Source organism: Caproiciproducens puteiluti (assembly GCF_052442865.1).
Lineage (GTDB): Bacteria > Bacillota > Clostridia > Oscillospirales > Acutalibacteraceae > Caproiciproducens.
The window spans coordinates 1731192-1743323 of record NZ_CP194790.1 but is presented as its reverse complement, the minus strand read 5'-3'; the positions used below and the strand labels follow the sequence as shown (position 1 = coordinate 1743323).

The 12132-nt window shown below is 48.4% G+C and carries 11 protein-coding genes; 3 read left to right on the top strand and 8 right to left on the bottom strand.

Translation table 11 applies throughout. The annotated features are described in order from the left end of the window. Positions 1-28: 28 nt before the first annotated feature. On the bottom strand, positions 29-1144 hold the full coding sequence (locus ACRQU7_RS08390) for an HD-GYP domain-containing protein (protein WP_038323842.1): 1116 nt from the start codon (positions 1142-1144) through the stop codon (positions 29-31). A 214-nt stretch (positions 1145-1358) separates the two neighbouring features. Between ACRQU7_RS08390 and fliD the strand changes: the two genes are divergently transcribed. Genes fliD through ACRQU7_RS08375 form a run of 3 tightly spaced genes read left to right on the top strand, consistent with a single transcriptional unit; the run spans position 1359 to position 4942 of the window. After that, entirely contained in the window at positions 1359-4043 is a 2685-nt protein-coding gene (gene fliD / locus ACRQU7_RS08385) for a flagellar filament capping protein FliD (protein WP_444645166.1), read from the top strand. Between the two features lie 39 nt (positions 4044-4082). Next, on the top strand, positions 4083-4472 hold the full coding sequence (locus ACRQU7_RS08380; RefSeq protein WP_038323839.1) for a flagellar export chaperone FliS: 390 nt from the start codon (positions 4083-4085) through the stop codon (positions 4470-4472). Between the two features lie 23 nt (positions 4473-4495). After that, entirely contained in the window at positions 4496-4942 is a 447-nt protein-coding gene (locus ACRQU7_RS08375) for a hypothetical protein (RefSeq protein ID WP_444645163.1), read from the top strand. A 78-nt stretch (positions 4943-5020) separates the two neighbouring features. On the opposite strand, the gene ACRQU7_RS08370 is transcribed toward ACRQU7_RS08375, so the two are convergent. From ACRQU7_RS08370 to flhA, 7 genes are all read right to left on the bottom strand, one after another. Further along, the gene (locus tag ACRQU7_RS08370; RefSeq protein WP_141825058.1) at positions 5021-5506 is read right to left on the bottom strand and encodes a chemotaxis protein CheD; all 486 of its coding nucleotides are present in this window, start codon (positions 5504-5506) and stop codon (positions 5021-5023) included. Then, entirely contained in the window at positions 5503-6126 is a 624-nt protein-coding gene (locus ACRQU7_RS08365; protein ID WP_444645161.1) for a chemotaxis protein CheC, read from the bottom strand. The genes ACRQU7_RS08370 and ACRQU7_RS08365 overlap by 4 nt, the downstream gene beginning before the upstream one ends. A gap of 87 nt (positions 6127-6213) precedes the next feature. Continuing rightward, complete coding sequence (locus ACRQU7_RS08360) at positions 6214-7725, bottom strand: FapA family protein (protein WP_444645159.1); 1512 nt, start codon at positions 7723-7725, stop codon at positions 6214-6216. A gap of 40 nt (positions 7726-7765) precedes the next feature. Then, complete coding sequence (locus tag ACRQU7_RS08355) at positions 7766-8470, bottom strand: flagellar hook-basal body protein (protein ID WP_141825056.1); 705 nt, start codon at positions 8468-8470, stop codon at positions 7766-7768. 26 nt (positions 8471-8496) lie between these two features. Then, a complete protein-coding gene (locus ACRQU7_RS08350; protein ID WP_444645156.1) occupies positions 8497-9228 on the bottom strand; it encodes a flagellar hook-basal body protein in 732 nt (243 codons plus the stop codon). A gap of 19 nt (positions 9229-9247) precedes the next feature. Beyond that, a complete protein-coding gene (locus ACRQU7_RS08345) occupies positions 9248-10021 on the bottom strand; it encodes a sigma-70 family RNA polymerase sigma factor (RefSeq protein WP_444645154.1) in 774 nt (257 codons plus the stop codon). Positions 10022-10071: 50 nt separating this feature from the next. Continuing rightward, a complete protein-coding gene (gene flhA, locus ACRQU7_RS08340) occupies positions 10072-12132 on the bottom strand; it encodes a flagellar biosynthesis protein FlhA (RefSeq protein WP_444645551.1) in 2061 nt (686 codons plus the stop codon).

The following is a 12132-nucleotide window of genomic DNA, read 5'->3' as shown; positions in this document are numbered from 1 at the left end:
ATGGTCTGATGCCCTCTCTGCTTTTTGTTCAATAATTTTCCGCCGTTTTTACATCACAGATATTTTCAACAACAATATTCTGTACGTCGCGCTGCATGCATAAATCCATCAGGACATCCGGCTTATTGAAAAGGCGGATCACCGGCCTGGACGGATTATAATCGTTTTGTTTGACAATAATTGCGAGCTCTCCGTTGCTCAGCTTGACGCAAGAGCCAATCGGATAAGGGGCGACCTTGTTCAGAAACGCCCGTACAATGGCAAGGTCGAACGCGATGCCGCTGGAACCCATGATATATTCAATCGCTTCCGCCGGGGTCGACGGCTTTCTGTATGGTCTGAACGAGGTTAAAGCATCATAAACATCGGCCACGGAGATAATCCTTCCGAACAAAGGAATATCGTCGCCGGAAAGGCCGTTGGGATAACCGGTCCCGTCATATTTTTCATGATGCGTAAGCACACCGGCACAGATGACATTGTTGGCCAGATGGTGCTTTAAAAAGAATTCCGCCCCCTTGGCGGGGTGCTGCTTGACAATATTGAATTCCTCCGCCGTCAGCTTGGAGGGCTTTGCAATAATGGAAATAGGTACCGCCATTTTTCCGATATCGTGAAGCAGGGCGCACAGACCAAGGTCATACAGATCCTGTGTTTTCAGTCCCAGCTCCAGTCCAATGGCAATGGAAAGAATGGAGACTCCCAAAGAATGGTTATATGTATAATCGTCATACATCTTCAGGTTTGCAATACTGATTTTAGCCTCTACGTTACATCTTAATGAGTTGACAAGCTTTTTAGAAATATTCATCGTCTGGTTGATGCTGCTGACGTTAATTTTCTGTGCTACCTGGTTGAACATGTCGTATACCTGATGGATATTGCTGAGGGCTTCCTGCCGCAGTTCCCTTTTGACCGGCTGCCTGGCATGTGGCTGCGCCGTGGTGATCGTTCGTTCTTTCTCCTGATCGGTATGAATATAAGCGCCAAGAATATCGAATTCATGCAGTTTTTCAATATATGCCTGTGTTAACATCTGCCCGCATCGCAACATAATGATTTTTGAAGTGATGCTGTTAAACAGATAAATATCTCTGTCCAGGATCATTCCCGCCTTCAATTTGTCAATCGGAACAAAAGTCATATTCTATACCATCCCCTTTATATCTTCAAATTCGGATCAATTGTACCTATGCATCCATATCATACCATATTACAATATATATCGTCAAAAGAAAGTGCTTCTTTAAAGATAATTTTATGATCTTTTATGCTTTTGCTAATTTTTTAGGCTTTTCATACGATATATAAGACAAAGAGGTTGATGTAGAAGGCATTTTCTGTCAGGAGGTAAATTTATGATCAGTACAGCGTCATCGAGTCTTGCATCTTCACTGAATGCAACGGCAACTTCGTCCAAGCGTATGAGCGGTTTGGTATCCGGGCTGGATACGGACACGCTGGTCAAACAGCTGACGTCGGGAACGCAGAGTAAAATAGACAAGCAGGGACAATTAAAACAGATTGCCCTTTGGAGACAGCAGTCCTATAGGGAAGTCACCACAGCTCTGCAGGAATTCCAATCGAAATATTTTTCTTCGGCCACCAGCAGCTCCAGCATTCTGAACTCGGCCTTTTTCAATTCAACATCCATCAAGAACACCTCTTCCTTTTTAAATGTGAGCGGAAGCGCAAGCACCGCTAAAAATATGGTCGTGACCGGCATTACACAGCTCGCACAGCAGGCCGGTTTTGCTTCGAAACACAAGGTGTCGGATCAGACGATTTCCGGCGCCGTAAACGAGGTCTGGCGGCCGAGCACGGTTGCGGGCTCCTCCATTACGGTCAATTATGACGGTAAGGATTATCAGCTTGCCCTTGACAGTGATTTTACGCTGACAAGCGGCGATAGCGCCGCTCTCAGCAAGGTTACGGATGCTCTGAACGCAAAGATCGCCAAAACCGACAAGCTTGCCGGTAACGTAAAATTTACCGTTAACGAAGACGGAAAAGTCACCCTGACGAAGACAGGCTCTTCCAGTGCGGATATTAAAATAACAAGCGGAAGCGACGGCCTTTTAAAAGGCCTTGGCTTATCGAAGGATACCTCCGGCAGCACCGCGATAGAGGGCGGCGATACCGATACGGACAGCTTCTTTAAAAGCACGCTGGCTGCAGGCTCCACGCTGGATATCAAAATCGGGGAGAATACCTATACGCTCAGTATCCCCTCCAACACGTCCATCTCGTCGGACGATTCGCTCGGCACCATGTCTGTGAAAGCCATTCTGGAGGAAGCGATCCGCTCCAACTCCGCTTTAAAGGATAAGCTGAGCGTGGACATTACTGACGGGGTCGTTTCTTTCAGCAGTTCAGCCGGGGATTTAATCATCACAGGCGGAAGTCAGAACCTGTTGCAGGGCCTTGGCCTGAAGCAGGAGGACGGTTCCATCGCCGCCTCCGGTACCTACAACCGTGAAAAGCTGGTAAGCAGCTATCTGGGCGATTCCCTTTCCGGTTCCACCCTGACGGTCAGTCTGGACGGCGTCGACAAATACATCACTTTCAAGGAAAGCGAAAAGAGTCAGTATTCCACGCCTGCCGATTTAGCCACCTATATTCAAAAGAGCCTGACGACCTCCTATGGCAAAGATGCCGACGGAAACAACAAATTTCAGGTTTCTTATGACGACACCACAAAAAGCCTGAATTTTAAAGCGGCAAGCGGTACCTCTGTGATTGCGATTGAATCGAGCGACGTGTCCGGCGTTTTGGGAAAAACCGGAGCGCTGGGGATTTACGCGGGTGAAACGAACCGTCTCAACACCAACAAGGACCTGGAAGACGTACAGGAAAATCTGAACGCTGAAACTCCTTTGAAAGCATCTTCAGACGGTACTTACGGTATTACCATCAACGATAAGACATTCACCTTTAAAAGCACTGATACCATTGACACGATTATGAAAACCATCAATAACGACGCGCAGGCCAACGTAACCATCACTTACTCCAGTGTCAACGATACGTTCAGCGTAGCCGCCAAGAACGGCGGCAGCGGCAGCCGCGTGGACATTGCAAATGTCGGAGACGGCAACCTTGCCACTGTGCTTTTCGGGACTGTGCCGACAAAAGACGAAAATGGAAACTACGTTGAAAATACCAGTGAATACACTCTGCAAAAACCACAGGATGCCAAAATGACGATCAGCTTTGACGGCAACCCGGCAAACGCGATTGAAATCACAAGAACGGAAAACAAGTTCACACTGGACGGCGTCGACTTTGAATTGCTGGCAAAAACGGACACCACCGTTTCCGCAGAAAAACCCATTACTTTTTCCGTCAACAACCAGACGGATGATCTGTACGACAAGATCAAAAGCTTTGTAGAAGATTACAATGCGATTATCAAGCTGTGTAACGATAAGGTCAGCGAGCGCAAGGATACGGACGAAACCTATAATCCTCTGACGGACGCGCAGAAGGCGGACATGAGCGAGGATGAAATCAAGAACTGGGAAGCAAAGGCGAAAAAAGGAATCTTAAACGGCGATTCCATTTTGAGCAACCTCAGCACCGATTTGCGCAGCTCCATGACGGATCAGGTCGCGTCGATGAAAGCGGCTCTTTATGAAATCGGTATCGCGACCAAGGCCAACGATTATTCCGCCAACGGCCAGCTGACAATCGATGAAGACACTTTGAAGAACGCTTTAAACAACAATCCGGACAAAGTAGCCTCCCTGTTTACCAGCGAAGACGGCATTGCGGCCCGGATGCAGAGCGTCATCGACAAAAACATCAAAACCACCGGCGGCGACGGCATCTTAATTGCAAAAGCCGGTGTGGACAACAGTACAAAGGTAGACAACAGCACCCTGACAAAAGAGGTAACCGATTATAACACGAAAATCAAGGAGCTGAAAACGCTTCTCGCAACGCAGCAGGAGCAATATTACGCGAAATTTACCCGTCTGGAACAGTATCTGAGCAACATGAATTCCCAAGCATCTTTGTTCCAGACCAGTACCTCAAGCTGACAGCCTCGATAGAATCAAACCCGCAGGAGGATGAAAATCATGCAGAGCAATCCCATTATGCAGTACAAGGAGCAATCCATCAACACCATGTCCAAGGGAGAACAGCTGGTTACTTTGCTGAACGAAGCGTTAAAGAACCTCCATTACGGTTCGATGATGCTGAAGGACAAGAACTACGCCACGGCTGAAAAGTGTACCGGAAAAAGCAAGAATATTTTCAGCTACCTCTCTTCCGTATTGGACTGGAATTATGAAATCAGCCATGATTTATATGATCTGTACTATTTCTTCAATCAGGAGATCATCAAAGCGGAAGTCAGGCGCGACGCCGCTGTGCTGGATGAATTGGTACCGCTGGTGGAACAAATGAGGGATACGTGGGAAGAAGCGGAAAAACTGAGCCATATCAATAAAAACAGCGGGGTTTGACACCCTTGCCCTGCGGAGGACTTATGTCAACAGAAAATATCATTGCCTGCCTTGACCAAAAAGTGATCTTACTGACTCAAGTCTGGGACCTGACGAAACAAATTGAACTGCGCTGCATGCAGGACGATATTCAGCTGGACGGTCTTTTGGAACAGCGCGGCGTGTTTATTGAACGGATCAATAAGTGCAACGACCTGATTGACCGGCTGACCGCAGAACTCCCGCCGGAGCAGCGGGAACGCATGACAAAGCTCCTGAACGGGAACATAACGCAAGCGGACTGCGGCAACGAAGAGGAACGGCATATCCTGGAGCTCTCCAAAAAGTATCATTTCATCCTGCAGAAAGCGGCCGTGCTGGATCAGTCCGCCCGCGATAAACTCCGGAAGCAGTGTGACGAACTTAGAGAAAAAATCAATCAGGGCCGCCGAAGTGAAGGACAGGACGGCATATTTCAAAACATCAAATAAATATTAAAAAAACAAAGGTTTTCTTTCAATCCGCCTGGAAGAAAACCTTTGTTCTTTTGTCCATGATGTTCCTTCGCATTAATATGTCTTGATCCCATTGGAGAAGGATTTGACCACCATTCTGCCGTCCTCTGTATAAAAATAGACTGTCCTTCCGTAGTTCAGTCCCGTATCTTCCGCACAAATCCTGATTTGCAGCTTACTCAGGGTATTTTTGACCTCCGAAATATTGCGCTGGCCAATATTGCCGAAACTGGAATCATCCGCAACCTCAAACATCTTTGCTCCCCCGGCAATCTTAGCCGTTATCCGCCGGCGGTTGCAGCCCAGCTTTTCCATTTGAAGGAGCATTTCCGGAATACAGGTGTCCGCAAAGCGGAAGCGATTTTCTTTGGGATTGTTAACCGGGTAGGTTGGAAGCATGATATGCCCCAACCCCCCTACTTTCATCACCGGATCATATAAACAGATTCCTACACAGGAACCAAGCGCGTAAGTCACAAGCGAGTCCATACTTTTGGCAACCTTCATATCCGATATCCCGATCGTAAACGTTTCACTCATAGTTGAATACCTAACTTCTCCATTAATCTATTCAGGGACTCGATAGAAGGCACCAGCAGCATGTTTGCCGTAACATTGTCGTTGCCGCTTAAGAAGTCATCTTCAATAAAGATAATTTTATCTGAAACGGAACCCATTTCTATGGCCGGTACGCTGAGGATAGCGCCGACCATATCCACAGTGATCGCGGGCACAGTGGTTTTCAGGTTCATCTCCGAAAGCGTTCCGATAGAACCCGTATACGCCGCGATCATGATATTTCCAATCTCAGAAATGGCGGAAAGCTCCATATCGGATAGCCGGTCACAGCTGACCTCCTGAACGCCCAGCAGGGAAGTCAGGATGGACTTTCCGAAATCCTGCTCAATGATGAACATCATGATTCCCTCGATGTCACCCTTCAGCTTTGACAAAATGCCGATGACGACGTTTTCCGGGCCGCCCAGCAAATTCGCGGCTTCTGAGATATCCAGAATTTTGACGACCGGCGTCATCATGTTTACTTCCGTGTCCAGCATTTTCGCCAGGGATGTAGCGGCATTTCCGGCCCCGATATTGCCGATTTCTTTTAAAACGTCAATGTGCATTTCATTCAGCTGTTCAAGCTTTTGAATGGACATCATAAACCTCCTACCGCCGCACTTCGGCCGTAGCAAAAAATAAGCATCCAGTATGCGGTTTTTATTTGGAAGCTTATAGCGGAAAAATCAGGGCAAGTCTGAAGGAAGAACCGGCGCGAAAACAATGCCATCCGAACCCGCATAGAATTTTGTATTGCTGTAATCATTATTGATATTCATATTAAAAGGCCCAATCGTTAATTTTGTTCCGGTATAAATAATGCTTATTCCAACAATCTTGTAGTCCGACAACTCATTTTTTGCCTCTTTTAACTTTTGAATTTTCGTATCAATGGCTTTTACCGCTTCACCAAGCTGAAATTTTCTCATCATGGCGGCTTTTACCATCAAATTTTCCCTGTTGGGATCCTTTCTGCTTCCTAAAGAAGCCTGAGCTGTTAACTCCGCAAATCTCTTTTGAAATTCTTCAAACTCATTCTGAGCCTGTAATCGTTTCTGTTCCAATTTCTCCACGCTGTCCTCTTCTTTTCCGATTACAAGTTTATCATTAAGCTGTTGGGACTGAAGCGATACCGACGTAGTCGTGTAGGACGGCGCTCCGACATTTTTGACAACCATTTTTTGTCCAGCCTGATAGCTGCCGCCAATCAGCGATGCTCTGCGCCCTTTCAAAATAATGGAGCCCTGCGCGGTCGCCTTGCAGTTCATCAGGATATCTGCATAAATATCGTTCTCAGAAATTAAAATCGCATTTTCAAAATACTTGCCGACGATATTTCCGCCCGCCTTCAAGGTCCCCTTCCCCATTCCGTTCATCCCATTGGAAATAGAGATGGTCCCCTGCGCCTCTATCAAGGCTCCCTCGGCCATCCCGCGAATGGAAATGTCTTTTCCCGCTTTGACGGAAAAGCCCTCTCTTACATCGCCCATAACCACTACCGAACCAATCGCGTTGATGTTGCCGGAGGCGCTGTCCACATCGCCGCGTACATAAAAGACCTCACTGACATTGACCGATGATTTGTTGTACTCAATACAACCATCCACACCGGCAATCAGGCTCAGGCCATCCTCCGAAACAACCGTGTTATTTCCCGTGGGCAGAACCGGAAATCGGCCTGCCGTAAACGGAACGGTATGGCCAAAAATATCCGTACCGTCCGTGCCGCCCTTCGGCGGCGTAATCGTACAGAGAACGGTATCCTTTTGAATATTTTTTACAATATCCAAATCACGGAAATTAATGGTCCCGTCTTCCCTTTCCTTCGGCTTATACTCTTTACTGGTGTCGAAGAAATAATCAATAAAGCCATCGGTGCCGTCAACGGGATAGATACCCTTCGCACAGAGCATCTCGGAAAAGAATTTCCCTTCTTCACAGAAAAGGCGGATCTTCTCTTCATAGACACCATATGTGATCCCCCGCTGAACCAGAACGGCGCTGACATCCTCGTAGGAAACCTTCTGTCCCGGAAACGCCGGTTTGATTTTCAGGTACGCCGCCATATTGTCCGTCGATACTCTGACATCAAACTGGGGCGGCTGTTCTTCCTTGATCTGGTTTTCTTCCAACTGGTTTCCCTCATTCTCGCGCTCAGCAATGACTTCTCTTCCGTTAAAATCAGATTCCGTACTCATTTTAACGACTCCTCCCCCAGATTTTTTTGTGTAGACAGTTTTACCGCAAAGAATTCACAGTCTGCATGATTTCATCCGAAAGCTGTACCATTTTGGAATTAAACTGAAAGGCTCTCTGCATTTCAATAACGGAGGTCATCTGATCCGCGATATTCACTGCAGAATCCTCCAAATAGTTTTGTTTCATTTCCGGGTCGGTGACCGCAGCGGCCGCGCCGGAAAGGTTGCTCAGCTGAAAACAGGTATTCCCGGACCGGACAAGCCCGTCCTCATTTTTCACGGAGAAAACCCCAATGGCCGGAGTATCCTTTTCACTTTCCATGGCGATACGGCTGCCGTTGGCATCCAGCACATAACCGCCGTCCGAAGATACCAGATAACTGGTTCCGTCTTCCACCGAAAGATGGAAATTTCCGTTACGCGTATATTTTACTTCCCCGTTGGACTCCACCGCAAAATAATTGTTGGAGTTTACCAGCGCGTAATCAAGGGCGCGTCCCGTCTGTCGAAGGCCGCCCTCGTTAAAGAGGGTGTCGGTTTTTTCCAGCTTTGTGCCGTGGCCGCTCTTCAGCTGACTGTCTGCTCCCGGTTCCGCGTGGATATTGGTATAAATCAAATCCGCAAAGGAGGCGCTGGAAGGCTTGTAGCCAACCGTAGACACGTTTGCAATGTTGTTTGCCGTGACATCAAAGCCGGACTGCAGGTTAATGGCCCCGGTAGCCGACGTATAAAAAGAACTGATCATCGTTCATCCACCCTTCTGATAGCAAATTATATTTTGGCGATATTGGTGACGGCATCCGATAAAACCTGGTCGTACATTTTGATCGCCTGAGAACAGTTCTGCAAGTTGCGCTGAGCCGAAAGAGCGTCCGTCATTTCCTCGGCGGCATTTACATTGGAACCTTCGATCGTTTTCCACATGATATCCGGATTTTGCACCAGCGCTGCATTGGTACCCGTGAACATTCCGTCACCGGATATCCTAAGGTTATTATAATCGTCAAAATTATAAACGGAGATTTTGTCGACAACATTACCCCCGACCGTCAGGTTTCCCTGCGCGTCGGCGGTAAACTGGTCGGTACCGATCTGAATGGGCCCGTTCTGGCCCATCACGCGGCCGACATTGTCCAGTACAAGATAGCCTTCCGCATCCACGTTAAAGCTGCCGTTGCGCGTATAGACCGTTCCGTTGTTCCCCTGTACCGCAAAGAAGCCCTCCCCCTGAATGGCAAAGTCCAGCGGACGCTCCGTACTCTTGAGGGTACCCTCGGAATGGATGACGTTGGTTTTATCCGCCGCCGTAATCAGGCTCATGGTGCCGATGGGCGTTTTCTGCGAATCGACGCGGTTAATCACCATGCTGCCGAATGTGGAGGTGGTGACTTCCTTCTTTTTATACCCCGGCGTTTCGATATTTGCTAAGTTGTTGCTGACGCCGGTCAGGATCCTGCTCTGTGTCAGCATCCCGGAACCAAGCGCGTAAAATCCTCTGACCATGGCTGTTTCCTCCTACATTCTATTGATTCAGGTATTCCGCCAGAGATTTTTTCAGCTTTCTCAGCGCGCTGGAATGAATCTGCGACACTCTGGAATCGCTGATTCCCATCACGCTGGAGATTTCCTTGATTTTCAGCTGTTCCTTGTAATACAGCGAAATAACCACCTGTTCTTTCTCATTGAGCAGTTCGATATCCCTCGCAAGCACGGCTTGAAGCTCTTTTTCCGCCACAACCTGCTCCGGCCCGTGAATAGAGTCCCCCGACTGGCTGACCTGAATATTTTCAACGCCCTTTTCGTAGATCATCTCTTCAAAGGAAAGCATATTGAGCACGCAGGTCTCCGCCTGCATCTTTTCATAGTCCGGCAGGCTGATCTGCAGAAAATCCGCAATCTCCTGATCCGTAGGATTGCGCCCCAGCCGGTGGTTGAGCATGTTTTCCGCCTCGCTGATATTTTTGGCAATACGTTTGAGCCTTCTGGGGAAACAGTCCTGTTTGCGTATGTAATCAATCATGGCGCCGCGCACTTTTATGGAGGCATAGGTTTCAAACTTCACCTTTTTTTCAAAATCAAATTTCTCCACAGCATCCAGAAGAGCGATCAGGCCTTCATTGACAATATCATCCATATAGTTGAAATACTGGTAGCGACCGACTGTTTTCAACGCTATGCACTTCACGATGTAGCTGTACTGAACAACAAGCATATTCCGCAGCTCGGTGTTTCTTGTCTGACGATACCTGGTCCATAACTCCACTGCTCCTATCTTCTCCGTTTCCGTACTCTTCACTGCAGTCGCCCCCTCCTTTCAAGCTTAAAATTTATCATTGAATCTTTTATTTATTCCAAAGTAACATTGGCAACCGCCTGAATCTGGACATTGGAATTCAGTTCGTTAAACGAAAGGACCACGGCATTGGGATAAAACTGTTCCAGCATTTTGCTGAAATAAATCCTGACCAGCGGGGAGGTCAGCACAATCGGGATATTGATCGCATCCTTCACCTTTGTGATACACTCCATCAGCTTGGAGATGATCTTCTGCGTGGACTGGGGGTCGAGCGAAAGATACGTGCCCTGATCGTTTTTGCTGATGGAATTGATAATCAGCCTCTCAACCTCGCTGTCCAGCGTAATCACCCTGATCTGGCCGCCGTCGGACCATTTGCGGGTGATCGTGCGCTTCAAAGCCTGCCGCACATATTCGGTCAGGACCTCAAGGTCGCGGACAGTGGAGGCGTTGTCCGAAATCGTTTCCAAAATTGTTTCCATATCCCTGATGGGAACGCCCTCCTTCAGCAGATTGCACAGGACCTTTTGAAGGCCGCCGAAGGTAATCTGGTTCGGGATGACATCGTCCACGATGGTGGAACCGGTTTTTTTGATGTTTTCCAGCAGCTGGTTCAAGTCCTGTCTGGAAAGCAGTTCATGCGCATATTTCTTGACGGTTTCGGAAAGGTGCGTTACCACCACGGATAGCGGGTCAATCACGGTATAGCCGTAAATTTCAGCCATTTCCTTTTTGTCCCGGGTGATCCACTTGCTTGGGATGCCATAGGCCGGTTCAATGGTTTCTATGCCGTCGATGGTCCCGGTAAGGTTGCCCGGGTCCAAAGCAAGATAATAGTCAACCAGAATCTCGCCGCGGCTGACCTCCTCGCCCTTGATCTTGATCACATACTGGTTTGGATTCAGCGTACCGTTGTCCCTTAGCCGCACGGCCGGAATGACGATTCCCATTTCCACAGCAAACTGCTTCCGGAAGGTAACCAGCCGTTCAATAAAACTGCTGCCGCTGTTTTCGTCGACCAGCGGAATCAGGCTGTAGCCGAATTCCATTTCGATGACGTCGATTTTCAGCAGGTCGTAGATATTGTCGATGTTTTTGAAATAATCCGTGTCGTCCGCCTGCTGCTGTGCCGCTGCGTGAGCCGTTTCGGCATTGGCGGCCACAGCCGCCGCAAGCTCTTTCCTTTTCCGGAGGTTGAATCCGGCAAACAGCATACCGACCGCCACAATCAGAATCTGCGGGACCGGCATACCGGGGATAAAGCAAAGGCTGATCAGGGTACAGCCGCTGATGATCATAACGACGGGATGGGAGAAAAACTGCCGCGAAACGTCCATGCTCAGGCTGGAATCGGACGCCGCGCGCGTAACGATCATACCGGTCGCGGCGGAAATCATCAGTGCGGGAAGCTGCGATACAAGCCCGTCGCCGACGGTCGCAATCGAATAGACATTCAGCACCTCCTGAAAGGTACTGCCGCCCTGAACCATGCCGATCACGGTACCGGCGATAAAGTTGATAAACGTGATGATGATGGAGGCGATCGCATCGCCCTTTACGAATTTGGTGGCGCCGTCCATGGCCCCGTAAAATTCCGCCTCGCGCTGGATATCCGTCCGGCGCTGACGTGCCGTCGATTCATCGATCAGCCCGGAGCTCAGGTCCGCGTCGATCGCCATCTGTTTTCCCGGCATTGCATCCAACTTGAACCTTGCGGAAACCTCGGAAACACGTTCCGCGCCCTTGGTGATAACCAGGAAGTTGACAATGACGATAATCAGAAAGATGATGAAACCGACGATGACATTTCCCTTCAGTACAAAGCTGCCGAAGGTTTCAATCACCTGTCCGGCTTTTCCGGACTGGGTAAGAATCAGCCTGGTCGAAGAAATGTTCAGCGCCAGACGGAACAGCGTGGTTATGAGCAGCATTGACGGAAAGACGGAAAACTGGAGCGCGTCCTTCACGTACATGGTCATCAGTAAAATCATAATGGAGATCGTAATATTTATGATAAACATCATATCCAGTAAAAAAGGAGGCAATGGAATGATGATAAATCCGACTATGAGGATGACAAATATTGCTACGACATTATTGAGGACCTTCAA